General features: G+C 36.5%; 14 protein-coding genes. 1 reads left to right on the top strand and 13 read right to left on the bottom strand.

Going from position 1 to position 18,817, the window contains the following annotated elements:
• Nucleotides 1–23 precede the first annotated feature (23 nt).
• The 10 genes from WJN01_RS05250 to WJN01_RS05205 all read right to left on the bottom strand — a co-directional run bounded on the left by WJN01_RS05250 (nt 24) and on the right by WJN01_RS05205 (nt 10,622).
• Nucleotides 24–446: a DUF1801 domain-containing protein gene (locus WJN01_RS05250; RefSeq protein WP_445196085.1), complete on the bottom strand. Its 423-nt coding sequence runs from the start codon at nt 444–446 to the stop codon at nt 24–26.
• A 24-nt stretch (nt 447–470) separates the two neighbouring features.
• Complete coding sequence (locus WJN01_RS05245; RefSeq protein ID WP_445196084.1) at nt 471–1,406, bottom strand: 2-hydroxyacid dehydrogenase; 936 nt, start codon at nt 1,404–1,406, stop codon at nt 471–473.
• 70 nt (nt 1,407–1,476) lie between these two features.
• Nucleotides 1,477–2,853 (bottom strand): magnesium transporter, encoded by a 1,377-nt coding sequence (mgtE, locus tag WJN01_RS05240; protein WP_445196083.1) that lies wholly within the window; start codon nt 2,851–2,853, stop codon nt 1,477–1,479.
• Nucleotides 2,854–2,873: 20 nt separating this feature from the next.
• Nucleotides 2,874–3,668: a 16S rRNA (adenine(1518)-N(6)/adenine(1519)-N(6))-dimethyltransferase RsmA gene (gene rsmA, locus WJN01_RS05235; RefSeq protein WP_445196082.1), complete on the bottom strand. Its 795-nt coding sequence runs from the start codon at nt 3,666–3,668 to the stop codon at nt 2,874–2,876.
• 88 nt (nt 3,669–3,756) lie between these two features.
• Nucleotides 3,757–4,080 carry a DUF4286 family protein gene (locus WJN01_RS05230; RefSeq protein ID WP_445196081.1) on the bottom strand — a complete coding sequence of 108 codons (324 nt, stop codon included), beginning with the start codon at nt 4,078–4,080 and terminating at the stop codon, nt 3,757–3,759.
• A 93-nt stretch (nt 4,081–4,173) separates the two neighbouring features.
• Nucleotides 4,174–5,952 carry a tetratricopeptide repeat protein gene (locus WJN01_RS05225; RefSeq protein ID WP_445196080.1) on the bottom strand — a complete coding sequence of 593 codons (1,779 nt, stop codon included), beginning with the start codon at nt 5,950–5,952 and terminating at the stop codon, nt 4,174–4,176.
• A gap of 624 nt (nt 5,953–6,576) precedes the next feature.
• Nucleotides 6,577–7,848, bottom strand: a complete 1,272-nt coding sequence (serS, locus tag WJN01_RS05220) for a serine--tRNA ligase (RefSeq protein WP_445196079.1) — start codon at nt 7,846–7,848, stop codon at nt 6,577–6,579.
• Between the two features lie 43 nt (nt 7,849–7,891).
• Nucleotides 7,892–9,208 carry an HTTM domain-containing protein gene (locus WJN01_RS05215; protein ID WP_445196078.1) on the bottom strand — a complete coding sequence of 439 codons (1,317 nt, stop codon included), beginning with the start codon at nt 9,206–9,208 and terminating at the stop codon, nt 7,892–7,894.
• A complete protein-coding gene (locus WJN01_RS05210) occupies nt 9,198–10,133 on the bottom strand; it encodes a bifunctional riboflavin kinase/FAD synthetase (protein WP_445196077.1) in 936 nt (311 codons plus the stop codon). Before WJN01_RS05210 ends, WJN01_RS05215 begins: the two co-directional genes overlap by 11 nt.
• Before the next feature lie 57 nt (nt 10,134–10,190).
• The gene (locus tag WJN01_RS05205) at nt 10,191–10,622 is read right to left on the bottom strand and encodes a hypothetical protein (protein WP_445196076.1); all 432 of its coding nucleotides are present in this window, start codon (nt 10,620–10,622) and stop codon (nt 10,191–10,193) included.
• Between the two features lie 201 nt (nt 10,623–10,823).
• On the opposite strand from WJN01_RS05205, the gene WJN01_RS05200 reads away from it, so the two are divergent.
• Entirely contained in the window at nt 10,824–13,841 is a 3,018-nt protein-coding gene (locus tag WJN01_RS05200) for a zinc-dependent metalloprotease (protein ID WP_445196075.1), read from the top strand.
• 37 nt (nt 13,842–13,878) lie between these two features.
• On the opposite strand, the gene pth is transcribed toward WJN01_RS05200, so the two are convergent.
• The 3 genes from pth to WJN01_RS05185 all read right to left on the bottom strand — a co-directional run bounded on the left by pth (nt 13,879) and on the right by WJN01_RS05185 (nt 18,598).
• Nucleotides 13,879–14,505 (bottom strand): aminoacyl-tRNA hydrolase, encoded by a 627-nt coding sequence (gene pth / locus WJN01_RS05195; RefSeq protein WP_445196074.1) that lies wholly within the window; start codon nt 14,503–14,505, stop codon nt 13,879–13,881.
• Nucleotides 14,506–14,610: 105 nt separating this feature from the next.
• Complete coding sequence (gene odhB / locus WJN01_RS05190) at nt 14,611–15,822, bottom strand: 2-oxoglutarate dehydrogenase complex dihydrolipoyllysine-residue succinyltransferase (protein ID WP_445196073.1); 1,212 nt, start codon at nt 15,820–15,822, stop codon at nt 14,611–14,613.
• A 34-nt stretch (nt 15,823–15,856) separates the two neighbouring features.
• The gene (locus tag WJN01_RS05185) at nt 15,857–18,598 is read right to left on the bottom strand and encodes a 2-oxoglutarate dehydrogenase E1 component (RefSeq protein WP_445196072.1); all 2,742 of its coding nucleotides are present in this window, start codon (nt 18,596–18,598) and stop codon (nt 15,857–15,859) included.
• Nucleotides 18,599–18,817: the final 219 nt, after the last annotated feature.

The raw sequence follows: 18,817 nt of genomic DNA, 5'->3' as shown, positions 1-18,817 counted from the left end.
GTGTTGGTCTCGTAAATTGAAATTCATTCGTCCACCGAAATTTTTTGGCAAAGTTCGCCAATCAAACCATACGGAATATCATCAACTTTTTTAAACCTGATACAGCTTTTACCCATGTCTAATTTCTTACTACTGTGCTTTGGAAATTCTGAAACAAACCAATCATGGAGTTCTGGAATGGCATAAATACCACTGTGATAAAGGTTTATTGAATTTTTTTGGGACGCAAAACTCATAAATGGTAATGGCTCTTTTGGGTTGCAATGATAACCATCTGGGTAAACCGTATGCGGTACAAAATACCCAACCATACCATACTGAATGCCTTCTTGAAACCCTTTAGGCAAGTTTGTTTTTATAACCTTTCTAAGTTCATTCAATGCATCTTGGCGTTCTTCAGGGGCTTGACTTATGTAATCTTCTGGAGAATTGGCTTTGTATTGCATGTCAAAAACTTTAGAAGACTAAAGTTAGCAAAATTTTGCTTTTATCTTATCTACAATGGTTTGTGCCAACTTTTCTTTGCTTTCAACCGTCCAACCGGCAACATGAGGTGTGAGCAAAACATTTTTAGCCTTAATTAAATATTGAAATGCTTCGGGCAAATCAGAAGAAAATAAATGTTCAAAGGAAGCCTTTTCATATTCCAGAACGTCCAATCCTGTACCTAAAATTTTACCTGATTTTAATGCGTCAACTAAATTTGAAGTAACAACGCTTTTACCCCGTGCTGTATTCATAAACCAAAAAGGTTTCTTAAACTGATTGATGAAATCGGTGTTTATCATGTTAACCGTTAAAGGTGTTTGTGGGGTGTGTAAACTTACTACATCTACATTTTGTTGAAATTCTTTAAGTGATACTTGTCTTGCATTTTCATCGCCAACATCGTCTTTAATATCATAGCATAAAACGACAACACCAAAACCTTTCAGTTTTTTTGCAAAGGCTTTGCCCATATTGCCATAGCCAATTATGCCCACTGTTTTACCATCGAGTTCAATACCTCTATTATCCTCACGAAGCCATCTGCCCTGCCTAACTTCAGCATCGGCCTTGTTAAGTTTATTGAATAAAGACAGTAACATCCCCAAGGTGTGCTCACCAACGGCATTGCTGTTGCCTTCTGGTGCTGATATTAAATGAACTCCTTTTTTTTCCGCATAATCGCAATCTATATTTTCGAGACCCGCGCCAACCCGACCAATAAATTTCAGGCTTGCTGCAGCATCTAAAAATTGTTTGTCTATTGTAAATCGGCTTCGTAAAATAACGCCGTCGTAATTTTTAATTTTCTTTTCTATATCTGCTTTTGAGGACGAATAATCTTCATCATTTTGAAAACCTAATTGATTTAATTTATCAATTAACAGCTGATGGTTAGTATCAAGGTGAAGGATTTTCATAGTTACTGAAAAAGTGAAAGAAAGGCTTATTTAATTATTCAAATGAAATTACATGAAATCACGACAAGATTCAAATACCCAAAATGAGTTTTGCTATCGAAAAATAGATCAGTATACCGAATATATCATTGCTCGTAGTAATAAAAGGCCCTGTGGCAATTGCTGGGTCTATCCCTCGCTTGTCCAAAAACAAAGGCACAAAAGTCCCTATTAAACCGGCTACAACAATAACAACTACCAGCGATATGGAAACAGCCAATGCCGTGTAGATGTCATGACCAAAAATCCATATAAATACGAATAAAAACATTGCCAAAGCAGTTCCATTTAAGGCTGCCAGAAGCATTTCTTTTAATAGTCGGCTATTTACGCTTCCCTTAACATCGTTATTTGCCAAACCTTGAACGATTATGGCACTGGATTGCACCCCAACATTACCCGCCATGGCCCCTATTAATGGCGTAAAAAAGAACAGTACAGCATATTTACTAAATGCATCTTGAAAGCCTTCCATAATTAAAAAAGCACCAACACCACCTATCAATCCCAAAAACAGCCATGGCAAACGGGCTTTGGTTAATTGCAAAATACTATCATCAGCCTCCACGTCTCCCGTAATACCAGCAGCCAGTTGGTAGTCTTTATCGGCTTCTTCTTTTAAAACATCTACAATATCGTCGATGGTAATTCTTCCCAAGAGGACTTTGTTGTCATCACTTTGAATTACAGGAATAGCTTCCAAATCGTACTTCGCCATGATTTTCGCTACTTCCTCTACATCTTCGTTTACGTTTACGTAATCAACACTGGAAATGTAGATATCAGCTATTTTTTGGTCGCTTTTTGCAACAATCAAATCTTTTAAAGATAATCGCCCAATGAGCCTTTCTTGCTTGTCTACCACATAAATGGAGTGAACTCGGGTAACATCTTTTGCCTGTCCGCGAATACGGCGAAGACACCCTGCTACCGTCCAAGTTTCATAGACCTTTACTAGCTCTTTTGCCATAAGGCCCCCAGCTGTATCTTCATCATAAGCGAGTAGTTCCTTAATTTCCGCCTTATGGTCTTCATCCTCAATTCTGGAAATAACTTCATGTCGGCGTTCCTCTGGAAGTTCAGCAATAATATCAGCTGCGTCATCAGTATCAAGCTCTTCAATTTCTTCTGCAATTTCTTTTGCGGAAAGGTTTCTTAAAACCTTTTCCCGGTTGTCTTCATCCAACTCCATCAAAACATCGGAAGTGGTTTCAGAATCCAGAAGTTTTATAACATACATGGCTGGCTCCAAATCCAACTCATCCAGAATTTCCGCAATATCGGCATAATGAAACTCATCCATAAGTTTTTTAAGCTCCTTATCTTTTCGCTCTTCGATAAGAAGCTCTACCTGCTCTATGAGTTCATCAGTAAGTTGAAATTGTATGTTTTCTTTTTCTTCTGACAAATTGAAAATAGTTAAAGGTTTTAGATGTCCTTTTCAATCAACTGGGTGAGAGCAATAAAGTCTTGAACACTTAATTGCTCCGGACGCTTGTCAAATATACTACTTGCTTTTAAATTATCTGACAAATTGAATGTTTTTAAACTGTTACGAATAGTTTTACGGCGCTGCTGAAAAGCTTGCTTAACGGTTTTAAAGAATAGCTTTTCATCGCAGGGCAATGCATGGTTTTCCTTTCGGGTTAATCTTAAAACACCCGAATCTACTTTTGGAGGGGGATTGAAAACATTTGGCGGTACGGTAAATAAATATTCAGCATTATAAAAAGCCTGTGTTAATACTGATAAAATACCATAAACCTTGGTGCCTTCTTTAGAGCAAATACGTTGCGCCACTTCCTTTTGAAACATCCCCGAAAATTCTGGGATTTGTTGGCGCATTTCTATAGCCTTGAATACAATTTGACTTGAAATATTATAAGGAAAATTACCAATTATGGCAAAAGGCTCATCATTAAAAACATCCTTTAAATCGTACTTTAAGAAATCCTTTTCTATAATTCTAGGTGCCAGATTTAGGTAGTTTGCCTGAAGATATTCTACCGATTCTGGATCGATTTCAATCACATAAGTGGTGCAATCCTTTTTTAAAAGATATTTGGTGAGCACACCCATTCCAGGGCCAATTTCTAGAACATTTTTGTAACCTTTAAGCGTTAAGGTGTCTGCTATTCTTTCAGCTACCGATTCGTCATTTAAAAAATGTTGGCCTAAATGTTTTTTTGCTTTTACCTGATTTTGGTTGGGGTTGCTTGCCACGAATTAAGACTTTTAGTTGCCAAAGATACGAAAGACACTTCGACTTTAGCCCGTCTTGAACAATAACGAACGGCTTTGAGTGACAGAACTATTTGAAATTTACCGTGTACTCGTCAATAATTTGAAGCTCGGTTCTAAACGCGAGCATTTTATCGGCAAACTTTCTCAAACCGTCATTTCTCAATCTTTCAGCATCTTCCCTATAATAAGCATCCAAAGCCTCACGAGAATATGAACGGTATTGAATGGAATAGGTAACACCACCCATATCTTCTTCCACCAAAACTCTGGTTAGGGTCGCTTTATCAAATTTGCCTGTACCCAAAACCTGAGGAATGTGTTCTTTTATCCAAGCTAGCCATTCGTCATGGATGCTTTCGTCTATGTTTACCGTTACGTTGTATATTATCATTGATTGTTGGTATGTAGTTGTTGGTTTCTGGTTATTATCGAATTATGAAAGAGGTTCATCTAACAATCTAACAGGTCTTAAAATCTAACTCTTCTAATTTATAGCATCCCCCCGTAAAGCCCTGAATCGTTTTCGGGCATCAACAAAATAAATACTGTCGGCATGGTTAAAGATAATGTTTTCATATAGCGACTTTGCTTTCTCCGGTTGATTTAATTCATTCTCATAAATCTTGCCCAAATAAAAAAGGGCATCGTCTACCAAAACACCATCTCTATAATTTTCAATAAGCACTTCGTAATTTGCCTTTGCCTTTTCAAACTCTTTTTTTAACACAAAAAGTTGAGCTTGTTTAAAAAGGGTTTGGGCGATTATAGGTTCCGTTTTATGAGCCCCCAATATTTTATCCAGCAAAATTATGGCTTCATCATTTCTGTTTTGAAATGCCAATAAATCGGCTTTAGCATACTGCTTCAGGGCTATTTGAAGTGAATCTTCATATTTGTTATCTGAAATCAACAACTTTAATTCCAGCGCATCATTGGCTATAAGCTGCGAGGTGGAAGACTTTAGAATTTTAAGCTGTGATTCAGCCCATTTAAAATCCCCTTTATAATAACTTGCTTTGGCCACTTTAAACCTCGCTTCTTGCGAAATTGTACTGTTTTTGAGGTTGCGCTGAATTTGTGTGTAATAAATCAAGGCCTTGTTAAATTGTTCCTGCAAAACCAAAATATCACCCAATTCTAATTTTATTTGTGCTTGTTCAAGCTGATTTAAGGGTTCTTTCTCTAAAATATCTTCTAAAAATTGGGTGGCTTTTTTGGTTTCGTTCACATAAAAAGCCAAAAAATGAGCGTAAGAAATTTGAAGGTTTAGCATCTCGGTCTCATTTCCAAAGGTTTCTAATAACTCTAAATATTTAGCCTCTATTGCCGCATAATCAGCTTTTGAACTTTCCTTGATTTCCAGTTGCAATAAATTATAATGAGCATTCAGCTTGGTATCTGGATTTTGGCCTGTTTCAATGATGTAACCATAAATTTCTTTGGCAATTTCGATTTCATTTTCATTTACACAGATTGAGGCCAGTTCTTCTATTCTAAGTAATCCTTCTTGCATTCTATTATAAATAGCCCTTTCTTGCATAAAAGCCTTTCTGAAATCTTTCTGCTGAATGAACAGCCAACTGAGCAGTTCGTTCCAAAGCACGTCCGGTTCCTCCTGCATTTTCTTTAGAAGAATTTTTCGGAATAGCACATTATTTTCATCCAAACCATCTTCACTTATGAAATCGTTAATGGCACGTTTAACATCACTCAAAACGATGGGGTTGGATTCTGCAAAATCAAGGTAACTGTTGAACATTTTTTCAACATTCCCCTGTTCTCCATAAATTTGCGCCAATTGCACATTAAAGTTGTAATCTGGATTTAAAGCCATAGCTTTTTCATAGGCCAAAACCGCCTCATTTAGCAATGAATGGTTTTGAAAACTCCTGGCCACTGAAAATACGTTACTCGCCCTTTCATCAATGCTTCTTATGGCCCTTTCATAAAGTACTTGCGCCTTTTCAATTTTATTTTTAAGTTGATAATTGTACCCTAACTCCACCCAGAATGGCGGATACTGCATGCGTTCCAAAAGCTGCGTCAAAAAAACTTCAGCCTCGTCGTACATCTCTAGTTCTTGGTACGTACTTATTATTTGATTGATGTAATTTGGATTGGATGGCGACTTGGCATACAACTTTTTATACTCCTGTAATGCTTTTTCATATTCACCATTTTTAAAATATTCCTTAGCCAGAATATCGACCTGAGAGAAAGCCACAGCGCCAACAAAAAAGAAAATGATAATTAAGGGTCTCATACGGTAAATATAACAAATGTGCTATTTAGATATTGCGGTAATAAGAATTTTTTAAGATTTTAAATATTTGATGTAGTCATCACAAGATTCGATATATATAGGTATTAGTTCAACTAACTAATTTGTACTCGTCTTGAAAGACTATACAAATTAGAGACTCACCAACAAAAATGCCCGAATAAAATTCGGGCACTAACCAACCAAAAATAAAGTTCTATTAACTACTTGTTAATTAAATACTCGATTGGGGACAGTCTTTAAGTTCTTGCAAAAACAAGAAAGACTATTTCAAACTAACTCTTTAGATTGCATCAAGAAATTTACGTCGAAAAAAATCCCTATTTTTTTACTATAGCTGTTGCGTTATCTTCAGATTTAAATAATTCGAAATCTGGAGACAATACTTTTGATGCGAAAAAAATTAGAGCAATTAACAGTACTATGCGTTTAACATTTTTCATAATTAGTAGGTTAAATAGATTTGGTACTGCTAACTTGAAAAATATATATGAAAAAATCAAGCAAATTGAAACAAAATCGTTAAACAACATGTGTTTTGTGTTTTTAATCGATTTTTTTAAGAATTATTTTAATTTTTTGTAAGCTTATAGCTTCAAAAATATTTTAATCAATTATTTTAAAACCAGTGTAAGATTGTAAAACTTCGGGTACCAAAATACCTTCTTTAGTTTGGTAGTTTTCTAAAATACCAGCTAGTACTCTTGGTAACGCTAAAGCACTACCATTTAGTGTATGGGCAAGCTCATTTTTTCCATCACTGTTTTTAAAGCGAAGTTTTAACCGATTAGCTTGAAAGGTTTCAAAGTTTGAAACTGAAGATATTTCCAACCATCTGTCTTGGGCTGTTGAAAACACCTCAAAATCATACGTTAAAGCTGAAGCAAATGATGTGTCGCCGCCACACAAACGCAATATCCGGTATGGTAATTTCAATTCCTTTAAAATATCCTTTACGTGGCTTACCATCCCGTCTAAAGCTTCATAAGATTTACTCGGGTGTTCCACACGGATGATTTCCACTTTATCAAATTGATGTAATCTGTTCAAACCTCTTACGTGGGCTCCGTAACTTCCCGCCTCTCTGCGAAAACATGGTGTATAACCTGTAACACCTATAGGCAAATCACTTTCGTTTAAAACCACATCTCTAAAAATATTGGTTCCTGGCACTTCCGCAGTTGGTATTAAATATAGATTATCTTCTGTAACATGGTACATCTGCCCCTCTTTATCTGGAAGTTGCCCTGTACCAAAACCAGAAGCTTCATTCACCAAAAGTGGTAATTGATATTCGGTGTAACCGGCAGCTATATTTTTATCTAAAAAATAGGCAATTAAGGCGCGTTGTAATTTTGCTCCTTTTCCTTTATAAACAGGAAATCCTGCACCAGTAATTTTGTTGCCAAGTTCAAAATCTATGATGTCGTATTTTTTGGCCAACTCCCAATGTGGCAGTGCTCCATCATGTAATTTTGGAATATCACCTGCTTTAAAAACTTCTTCGTTATCCAATTCTGAATTTCCACGAGGAACAGAATCGTGTGGAACATTTGGAATTTTATAGAGTAACTCGTACAAAGCATCTGTTTCTTCATTTAAAGCATCTGCCAGTTTTTTTGAGGTTTCCTTTAATTGACCAGTTTTTTCCTTTAAAAGATTAGCCTTTTGAGCTTCACCGGATTTGAATAAATTCCCTATTTCTTTTGAAAGCGCATTGGATTCTGCCAAAGTATTATCCAATTCTGTTTGAATACGCCTTCTGTCTTCATCAAAAGAAATCACATCGTCAATCATTTTGGAAGCATCTATATTTCTTTTTGCCAAACGATTGATTACCAATTCTTTGTTTTCTCTGATAAAGGCGACTTGTAACATGCTTTAAAATTTAAGCGACAAATTTAAGGAATTACTTAAATAATTAATGCTGTTTTGAAGGTAAAATCCAGTTGCTGTGTTTAAAAACATCCCACGGTACATTGGCCAAATCTACGTCTGAGTTTATTAATGTTTCTGAAGGTTTCCCGTTGACACTTATTTTACAATCTACGTATACAGCAATATCCTGCCCTTCGGCTTCATACTTTTGCTTCATATATTGGGCGAACTGCCAAATAACATCAGGTTTTGTGCTAGCAGCCCGTTTTTGCTTTTTGGTTAAGTATTCATCCAAATTAACAAATATACGCTGACTAGTGGTTTTATTTTCAACCAAATAGGTCGCATGGCCACTTTTGGCCCGTAGCATCATACGCCATGAGAGTCGGTGCCCTTCTTCTGTCCAGAGTACATCATCATCTATAAAATGATGCCTGAGTGGTAAAGCTGTTTGTAACAAAAAATAAGTTAAAAAAATGGTTAGTAAGGCATTTTTATATTTAGGAACTTCAACTTCGTCTTCGGTGTAAAAGGGTTTTCTCTTTAAAAATATCTTCTGAATCGTTTTTGGTTCAAAAAAGAACAAACTAAACGCCAGTGACATATAAGGGAAAATCCCAATTTGGAAAACAATGGAATTGAATAAATGGAAGAAAATGGAAACTATAAATGCATATTTTCGGGTGGGCTTGTATAACAATAATGGCACAATTACGCCATCAAATAAAATACCCCCATAAGCCAGAACATTATGCACCCACTTTTGTTGAAGCAACTCACCAATTACAAAATAATTTTGTTTGCTTTTCATCATCATTTCAATTACCCTTGTATCTAGCCAATCTGGGTACAACTTGGCTATTGAAGCATAGGTATAAACTATAAAAAGCTGCAAAATAATAACCAAACGGCACCATTGCGGCATGGAATAGCTCCTTATTCTAGGGTTTATTTTAGCATCAAAAGAAGCGTATCTATTAGCTGGAAGGCAAGCCATAATGCCAGTGATTAGCATCAACAAATAATAATGGTTATTGTAAGACGACTTTTGCATGAGGTAAGTTGCCGTCCACATGAAAAAGAAACTTATTATGCTAAATCGATACTTAAAGCCCACCATGATGAACAGGCCAAAAACCCCCATCAGAACATAATAAAAATACATGCCAATACCAGGCAGTGGTTGTAACCATTCAAAGCCAATAAAAGAAAATGTGAATTTCGGGTCAATGAGCGTGTTCTTTACCCAACCTGTAAAAATGGCCCCAACAGATTCTAAAAAACAGAGTAACCCGAAAATAATTCTGAAAACAATTAATGCAGAATTATCGATATGTTTAAATAGCCAATTATTTAACATTTTGGTTTGAAATAAAATCTAAGGCTGTTTTTTTGTCTAAAGCCAATTGGGCTTTTAATGCTTCAACAGATTCAAATTTTTCTTCATCCCGAATGCGATGTAACAAATCTATTTGGATTTTCTTTCCGTAAATATTGCCATCAAAATCAAAAAAATGTACTTCAATAGTTTGCTTGCTTCCGTTTACAGTAGGGTTGGTTCCAATATTCATCATTCCGTAAACCAATACATCATTTATTTTTGAACTTACAATGTAAGAGCCTTGTTTGGGTATAAGTTTGTAGTCTTCTTCTATTAAAATATTTGCAGTTGGATAGTTCAATTGTCGTCCCAAACCTTTGCCTTTTTCGACCTTTCCAGTCAGCATAAAATTATAGCCCAAATAGGCATTGGCCATTTTTATATTTCCTTCTTTCAAGGCCGTTCTTATTTTAGTAGAACTTACTGAAACATCGTTGATGTCTTGGGCAGAAATTTCTTCAACATCAAAACCATAAGTTTCACCATAAGCCTTCAAATCATTGATATCAGCATTTCTGTTTCTTCCAAACCTATGGTCATAACCAATAATCACTTTTTTCGCATTTAGTTTGTCTACTAAAATTTGCTTCACAAAATCTTCAGCTGATAATCTTGAAAACTCATGGGTGAACTTTTTAATGAGCAGATAATCTAAACCTGTGGCACTAAGAATATCATGACGTTCATCAATGGTATTGATAAGTTTTAGGTTTGAATCCTTTTGAAGAACCATTCGAGGGTGCGGAAAAAAAGTAAGAATGACCGATTTTAACCCCAACATTTTGGCCGTTTTAATAAGGCGTTTTATTATTTTTTGATGCCCTATATGAACACCATCAAAAGTGCCGATGGTAACTACGGTTCTCTCGTTTCCCAAAGCATTTAAATCACTCTTAGTTTTCAAGCTATTTTGTTTTCTACAAAACTAGGTAATAAGTAAGTTAAAACAAATTTTAACTATTTATTGTATGCTAAAAGTTTCGCTAATCTCGGTTATTACTTGGGGCACTTCGCTTATCTTAAATTTGAGATTGATTTTGGCTTTATCATCATTTAGCTTAAATACTTTTAGGCTGCCTTCATTTATTTTATAATATCCTGTTTGCCCTTTGCAGTAGCACCATCTGGCAAAAAAGATATTTTCACTCTTTAAATCAGTCGTCTCATTTTCAAAGTTTTTCATGGGCAACTCAACAAAAATTTCTTCCCTGTAGCTTCCATCAAGTAACTTTTTTTCATTGTCTTTTTTGTATTCAAACTTTAAAACCAAATTATGACCATCAACCATTTCGAGATAAATTTGGTCAAAATCACCCTTTTCTACTTTTAGTGATTTTTTCTTATAAATATCAAATGAACATTCACCGTCTTCAGGGCAATCAGTATAATCCATTTTATTATTTTGCAAAACGGCAACTTCCTTTTTGCACTTGCATGAAACAAGAGAAACAATCAAAAATAAAAGACACAAATACTTCATAAACAAATATATGTTATTTAGCGGATAAAATATTTTTTTTGCAATTGACATTTTAAGAGCCTATTTTTAGACCACTTTAATACCCAAATTGCCATTACTATGAAAGGTCTAAAAATGAAAATAATTTTTGCCAGCCTGTTATTCCTGAGTATGTTTCAGGGCGTTTATTCACAAGAAAATAAAGCGCTTTGGTCCGAAATATCTGATGCGAATGTTCCCAAAGAAAACAAACTAATCAGAAAAACCGAGCCTAACAAAGCTCATTATTTTCGGTTGGATATTGATAATTTGAGAACTGTTTTAGGCGTTTCCGGTAAAACCACTAATAACAACAAAACAGAAATTCTTGTAAAATTTCCAAATAGTGAAGGTAGCTTTGATAACTACAGGATTAAAGAATCTTCTATTTTAGAGCCGGATTTTCAAGCCAAACATCCAGAATTAAGAACCTACGTAGGGCAAAACATTAAAAACCCAGCAATTACAATTGCCGTTAGTTTAACACCGAAAGGATTGCATGCCATGACTTTTTCATCAAAAAATGGTGTTCAATTTATAGATCCTTACATAAAAGAATCCAATACATACTTGGTTTATTACAAAGGGGATTTACCTGCTTTAAAAAAAGGATTTCAATGCTATTTACCTGAAAACTTTGCTTCCGAAAGCAAGTCGAAAAAAATCACTAAATCTTCTTTTAACGCGAATGATGGCAAATTAAGAACTTTTAGATTGGCCATTGCTTCAACGGTTGAATATTCGCAATTCCATTGGATGGCAGCAGGTTTAAGTGCTGGAGATACTGAGGCCGACAAAAAAAATGCTGTTTTGGCTGCCATGGTGGTAACAATGAATCGGGTCAATGCCATTTTTCAACGCGATCTATCTATGAAAATGTCTTTGGTCGATAACAGTAAAATTATTTTTGTTGATTCTGATAATTTCAGCAATAATGACGCCAACGTTTTAATCGACCAAAGCCAAAGTGTTATTAATGATTCCATTTTACCGGCCAATTATGATATAGGTCATACTTTTAGCACAGGTGCCGGTGGATTGGCTTCTTTGGGTTCTCCTTGTGTTGACAGTAGAAAAGCCCAAGGAGTTACGGGATCTACCGTACCTGTTGGTGATGCCTATGACATTGATTTTGTAGCCCACGAATTGGGTCATCAATTTGGTGCACCCCACACCTTTAATGGAAATGCAGGCAGCTGTAGTGGTAATAGATCGTCCAGCAATGCTTATGAACCAGGTAGCGGCTCAACGATTATGGCTTATGCCGGTATTTGCTCATCTCAAAATATACAGCCCAATAGTGATGCCTATTTTCATCAAAAGAGCATTCAAATGATTTGGGACAATATAACGACCGGAAGCAGTACCTGTGGTGTTGAATCTTCGACGGGAAATACAGCTCCAGTGGCTAATGCAGGACCTGATTATACCATCCCTATTTCAACAGCCTTTAAACTTGTTGGGACTTCTTCGGATACTGACCCATCAGGAACAAGTACGCACACCTATACTTGGGAACAGTACGACCTTGGTCCCGCTGGTGCTCCATCAGAAACTAACACTACTGGCCCTCTTGTGCGCTCTGTTGAGGGCACGAATAATCCTGTTAGAAACATTCCTGATTTTGACGATTATCTCGTTTCAGGTGGCTCAACAGCCTGGGAAAAGCTTCCTTCAGTTAATAGAACAATGTCTTTTGCGCTCACTGTAAGAGACAATGATGTTATTGGCACTGATGGAGGTGGTCAGACAGATGTTGATTTTATGCAAATTACCGTCAACAGCATAGAGCCGTTTACGGTAACAAATCCCGTTAGTTGGGCACAAACAACATCGCAAACTGTTGAATGGAATGTTGGCCAAACTGCTGACATTGGAACCATTAATTGTCAAAGTGTAAACATAAAACTATCTACTGATGGCGGAGAAACTTTTCCAATTGATATTGCTACTGGTACGCCAAACGATGGCTCTTTCACTTTTACCGTTCCGTCTCTTCCAGATACAAGTTTTGCACGCATATTAATTGAAGCAGCCGATAATATTTTTTACGATGTTTCAGATTTTGATTTTTCTATATCTAACAATCCCGATTTCTTTATAGTAGAACCAACTCTCGTGCCTGTTGATTGTGGTGACAACAGCGCTGTTTTTAATTTTGAATATGTGGTTGCCAATGGTTTTTCTGAAAACACCATATTTAGCGCTTCGGGTATTCCAGGCGGTGGCACAGTATCTTTTTCGCCAACCAATCTAAGTACCTCGGGTAGTGTTAATATGACCATTGGTAATTTGGATGGCATTTCTCAAGGAAATTATAATATTACCATCACAGGGACTGCCACAACCCAAACTAAAAACAAAGATGTTGATTTCCCTTTCTTTAACTCACTTTGCCCAGCTTCAGGAAATCTTGATTATTTAACCAGCACAACCCTTGTTAAGTTCAACACCATAGATAATGCTTCAGGAAAATCTGCATATTCTGACTACAAGGCCTTTTCAACAGATGTAAACAGAAATGTTTCTTATGATTTAACCGTAAATGTAAATACAGACCCAGACGACGGCGCTTATGAAACAACCACAAAAGTTTGGATTGACTGGAACCAGAATTGCAGTTTTGATGATGCGGGAGAAGAATTTGATTTAGGCGACGCATTCAATGTTGCCAACGGCCGAACAGGTAATTCACCGCTTTCCATTACTATTCCAAATGATGCCATTTTAGGAAACACAATTATGCGGGTGGCTACAAAGTACAAAGATGATGGTTTGCCAACTTCCTGTGAAAATGGGTTTGATGGTGAAATTGAAGATTATACCATTAGTGTTCAGCCCACACTTTCTATTGAAGAGTTTGGTTTCGAGAACTTTGCCGTATTTCCCAATCCGAATAACGGAGAGTTCATCGTAAAACTGAATGGTTCACTTTCCCGAAAAATTAACCTTAAAGTTTTTGATTTAGGAGGTCGCATGATTTATAGTAATACCTACAATTACGTTGGAGACTTTAATCAAAAAGTGAACATGGGTCATTTACAATCTGGCATGTACATTTTAACCGTTAGTGATGGCCTCAGAAAATCTATCAAAAAAATAATTGTTGATTAATTGACAAATAAAAAGAGAAGGTCACAACCTTCCCTTTTTATTTACCATTATAGGTATTCATTGTATCATTAACTCCGGACAAAGCGAAGGACTTTATCAAATCAGAAGATTTTTCCAAACGCTCTTTAAGCTGACTTGATTCTTCTTCTGTCCATTCACCCAAAACATAATCAATCTGCCTTCCTTTGCTAAAGGTGTCGCTTATGCCAAACCTGAATCGGTTATAATTTGTTGTATTTAACTTGTCTTGAATATCTTTTAAACCATTATGGCCGCCATCACTTCCTTTGGTCTTCAAGCGAATACTGCCAAAGGGAAGGTTCAAATCATCTGTAATGACCAGTAAATTTTCCAAAGATATTTTTTCTTTAGTTAACCAATATAAAACCGCTTTACCGCTTAAATTCATATAGGTGTTCGGCTTTAAAAAAATAAAGGTTCTGCCCTTTAGCTTATAAGTTGCCAAATCGCCCAGCTTTTGAGTTTCAAATGTTAAGCTTTCCTGGCTCGCAAAAAAATCCAAAATCTTGAATCCGATATTATGTCGGGTATTGGCATATTTTTCACCGATATTACCTAAACCTACTATTAAATATTTTTTCATGACATCTACCTCTTCAATGTGCTTGCCTTTGCTAAACCATCTTTTTAAAAACCCCCACATAAAAGTTATTTTGTGCAAAAATAAAAAAGCATCCTAAATAATTCGGGATGCCTTTATAAACTATCTTTTATTTAACCAATGTAAGGTTAAATTATTTTTTATCATTTATAATTCCAATGCCTTTTTAACATCGTTATCCATCAAGAGGTCTATAGGGTTTTCCAGTGCTTCTTTTACTGCCACCAAGAAACCAACGCTTTCCTTTCCGTCAATAATTCGATGGTCGTAGGATAAAGCCACATACATGATTGGGCGAATTTCAACCTTACCATCAACCGCCACAGGACGTTCCACAATATTGTGCATACCTAAAATACCACTTTGTGGCGGATTGATTATTGGGGTAGATAACATACTTCCAAAAACCCCGCCGTTAGTAATTGTAAATGTACCGCCGGTCATTTCATCAACCGTAATTTGTCCATCTCTAGCTCGAATCGCCAAACGTTTCACCTCAGATTCTACACCTCTAAAGCTTAAATTTTCGGCATTTCTAATTACAGGAACCATCAATCCTTTAGGGCCAGAAACAGCGATGCTTATATCGCAAAAATCATAAGTAATCATCTCCTTTTCATCAATCATAGAATTAACGGCAGGATACATTTTTAACGCTCTAACCACAGCCAAGGTAAAGAAACTCATAAAGCCCAAACTCACACCGTGCTTTGTTTTAAATGTTTCTTTGTGTTCGTTACGCAAAGCAAAAATAGGAGACATATCAACCTCATTAAATGTGGTTAACATAGCCGTTGTATTTTTAGCTTCAACCAAACGCTCTGCTACTTTACGACGCAACATAGACATTTTGGTTCGAGAAGTTCCTCTACTCCCACCAGTTGGTGTTCCCATAGAAGGCACAGCATTTACGGCATCTTCTTTGGTAACTCTTCCATCTTTTCCAGTTCCTGAAATTGATGCAGCATCCATGCCTTTTTCGGCCAAAATCTTTTTTGCCGCCGGACTTGCGCTACCAGTTGCATAAGTTTTTGTTTCTGAAGCAGGTGCTTTTGGAGTTTCAGCTTTTGGCGCTTCCTCCTTTTTCTCCTCTTTTGGAGCTTTACCCCCTTCAGGTTTTTCGCCATCCGTATCAATCAAGCAAACTACCGCACCAACTGCTACCGCATCACCTTCTTCTGCCTTAAGCGTAATGGTTCCACTTACTTCAGCTGGCAATTCAAGCGTTGCCTTGTCACTATCAACCTCTGCAATAGCTTGGTCTTTTTCAACATAATCTCCATCTTCAACAAGCCACGTTGCTATTTCTACTTCTGTAATGGATTCCCCTGGCGAAGGAACTTTCATTTCTAAAATCATTCTTTATAATTTTAATGGTATCTAAAATTCTTATTTAATTTATTTCGAAAACGTCATTTACAACACGTTTTTGTCTTCTTTTATCTCTTGTACTAGAACCTGGGGCCGGTACTGAACTGTATGGTCTTGAGCATACTTCCAATTTTACCAAATCCATGCGTTGCACGAAATACGTCCAAGCACCCATGTTCTTTGGTTCTTCTTGCGCCCAAACATATTTTTTAGCGTTTGGATAGCGATTGATGACTTCCTGGATCTTATCTAAATGTAATGGGAATAACTGTTCAATTCTTACCAAAGCAACATCTTCTCTTTGTAATTCTTCTCTCTGTTCCAATAAATCATAATAGAATTTACCTGTACAGAAAACAAGTTTGGTTACTTTTTGTGGGGCAATGGTATCATCAATAACTTCCTGGAATTTACCTGTTGCCAATTCGCTAATTGATGAGACAGCTTTTGGGTGACGTAGTAAACTTTTTGGGGTGAAAACCACCAAAGGCTTGCGGTAGTCGCGTTTCATTTGACGACGCAATAAATGGAACATATTAGCCGGCGTTGTACAGTCGGCAACAATCATATTATCATTTCCACATAACTGAAGGTAACGTTCAATTCTAGCAGATGAATGTTCGGAGCCTTGCCCTTCGTACCCATGCGGTAACAGAACCACAATACCGTTTTGGGATTTCCATTTATCTTCAGCGGCAGACAAATATTGGTCAAAAATAATTTGCGCTCCGTTGCTGAAATCACCAAACTGAGCTTCCCAAATGGTTAGAGTATTTGGATTGGCCATGGCATAACCATAATCAAAACCTAAAACTCCGTATTCAGACAAAAACGAATTGTAAATGTACATTTCACCTTTGTTATCTGGGTTTGTATTTAATAGATTTATTCGCTCTTCAGATTTTTCATCCCTTAAAATAGCATGACGATGGCTAAATGTGCCTCGCTCTACATCTTGCCCAGAAATACGCACATTGTATCCTTCTTCCAATAAACTTCCATAGGCCAAAGACTCAGCCATCCCCCAATCAAGGGTATCGGTTTCAAAAACCATAGTTGCACGTCCTTCTAAAATACGCTCGGCCTTTCGTAAAAATTGAACTCCTTCGGGGACAGTCGAAACAATTTTAGATATGTTTTTTAATTTATCTTCGGAATAACCGGTATTCTCAGATTGCAACATCGAATCCAATCCTTTACGCTGAAATCCTTTCCAACGTTCTTGCATAAACTCCCTTACCTTAGACGCTTCTGCTTCTTTTGATTTGGCATATTCAGACTCTAAAGTTTCTTTAAACTCCTCAACAATATTGTCCACATATGCTTTGTCTACGGTATTTTCATCAGTAAGCTTATCAGAGTATATCTTAAAAGGATTCGGGTGTTTTGCAATGTATTTATACAGTTTTGGTTGTGTAAATCGTGGTTCGTCACCTTCATTGTGCCCGTATTTTCTATAGCCCAACAAATCAATATACACGTCTTTTTTATAACGCATTCTATAGTCTAAGGCCATTTCAACTGCATGCACAACGGCTTCAGCATCATCGGCATTCACATGCAGAACTGGTGAAAGCGTTACCTTGGCCACATCGGTGCAATAGGTACTGGAACGGGCATCTAGATAATTGGTGGTAAAGCCTATTTGGTTATTTACAACAACATGAATGGTTCCCCCTGTTTTATACCCATTCAATTGGCTCATTTGGGCTACTTCATAAACCACGCCTTGCCCTGCTATGGCAGCATCACCATGAACTATAATGGGTAAAATTTTAGAATCGTCACCATCATAATCATTGTCAATTTTTGCTCGGGTAATTCCCTCTGCAACCGGGGCAACGGTTTCTAAGTGCGATGGGTTTGGCACCAAGTTCATCTTGATATTCTTACCATTTTGATATGTTTTATCAAGAGTTTGACCCAAGTGGTATTTCACATCCCCATCAATATTTTCATCTTCAAAATCCAAACCATCAAATTCATTGAACAATTCATTTAAGGGTTTCCTAAAAATATTTACAAGCGTGCTCAAACGGCCACGGTGTGCCATACCTAAAACACACTCTTTTACATCATATTTTTCGGATGCGTAAAACAATACATTACTTATTGCAGGAATTAATGATTCTCCTCCTTCTAGCGAAAATCGTTTTTGCCCAACATATTTTGTTTGCAAAAAGTTCTCGAATGTAACAGCCTGATTTAGTTTGGATAGGATATACTTCTTCTTCTCAACAGAGAACTTGGGTTGGTTATCATTTAAATTCAACTTACTTTGCCACCAAGAAATCACCTCTGGATTACGCAAATACATATACTCAACACCTATTGAGCTACAATAAATCCTTTCTAAATGAACAATGATTTCACGCAAAGTTTGCGCACCAATACCCAAAATTTCCCCAGCATTAAAAACGGTATCTAAATCATTTTCGGAAAGACCGAAATTTTCAATATCTAAGGTTGGGGTGTAGGTTCTTCTATTTCTTACAGGGTTAGTTTTAGTAAACAAATGCCCACGCATTCTGTAGCCATCAATAAGCCTGATAACCTGAAATTCCTTTTGAAGGTATTCTGGCATTTGTGCTGAAACACCTTCAACGATTTCCCCGTCAAGTCCATAATTTTCGCTTCCGAAGTCGTAGCCTTGGAAAAAGGCTCTCCAACTCGGTTCTACAGAGTCTGGATTTTGAAGATACTGGTCGTATAAATCAGCAAAAAATGCTGTATGCGCTGCGTTTAAAAATGAAAATTTATCCATTGTAAGAATTAATCCCCTGAAGGTTCGTCAAAATATTTTTCAAAAATACAACTTTTAGTAAAATTAGGGGTTTGTTTAACTATATTTATAACTTTCAATCTGCGTTTCATAAATATGCCCAATAATCTGTTAATTTTTTGATAATTTCTCAATACAATGAATTTATTGCCTTCAATTAATAAAAAAAACTTTCTTCTATTAGCAATCTTTTCAGTATTT

The sequence above is a fragment of the Tamlana sedimenti genome, assembly GCF_038148895.1.
Lineage (GTDB): Bacteria > Bacteroidota > Bacteroidia > Flavobacteriales > Flavobacteriaceae > Tamlana.
The sequence above is the reverse complement of the archived record's forward strand: the minus strand, read 5'-3'. Positions and strand labels throughout refer to the sequence as shown.

Bases quoted from the DNA above. Each gene is read 5' to 3' on its own strand.
- serS (WP_445196079.1), bottom strand. From the start codon at position 7,848: ATGTTACAAGTCGCCTTTATCAGAGAAAACAAAGAATTGGTAATCAAT.
- WJN01_RS05215 (WP_445196078.1), bottom strand. From the start codon at position 9,208: ATGTTAAATAATTGGCTATTTAAACATATCGATAATTCTGCATTAATT.
- WJN01_RS05230 (WP_445196081.1), bottom strand. From the start codon at position 4,080: ATGATAATATACAACGTAACGGTAAACATAGACGAAAGCATCCATGAC.
- WJN01_RS05225 (WP_445196080.1), bottom strand. From the start codon at position 5,952: ATGAGACCCTTAATTATCATTTTCTTTTTTGTTGGCGCTGTGGCTTTC.
- WJN01_RS05200 (WP_445196075.1), top strand. From the start codon at position 10,824: ATGAAAATAATTTTTGCCAGCCTGTTATTCCTGAGTATGTTTCAGGGC.
- WJN01_RS05245 (WP_445196084.1), bottom strand. From the start codon at position 1,406: ATGAAAATCCTTCACCTTGATACTAACCATCAGCTGTTAATTGATAAA.
- odhB (WP_445196073.1), bottom strand. From the start codon at position 15,822: ATGATTTTAGAAATGAAAGTTCCTTCGCCAGGGGAATCCATTACAGAA.
- WJN01_RS05205 (WP_445196076.1), bottom strand. From the start codon at position 10,622: ATGGATTATACTGATTGCCCTGAAGACGGTGAATGTTCATTTGATATT.
- WJN01_RS05185 (WP_445196072.1), bottom strand. From the start codon at position 18,598: ATGGATAAATTTTCATTTTTAAACGCAGCGCATACAGCATTTTTTGCT.
- WJN01_RS05250 (WP_445196085.1), bottom strand. From the start codon at position 446: ATGCAATACAAAGCCAATTCTCCAGAAGATTACATAAGTCAAGCCCCT.
- pth (WP_445196074.1), bottom strand. From the start codon at position 14,505: ATGTGGGGGTTTTTAAAAAGATGGTTTAGCAAAGGCAAGCACATTGAA.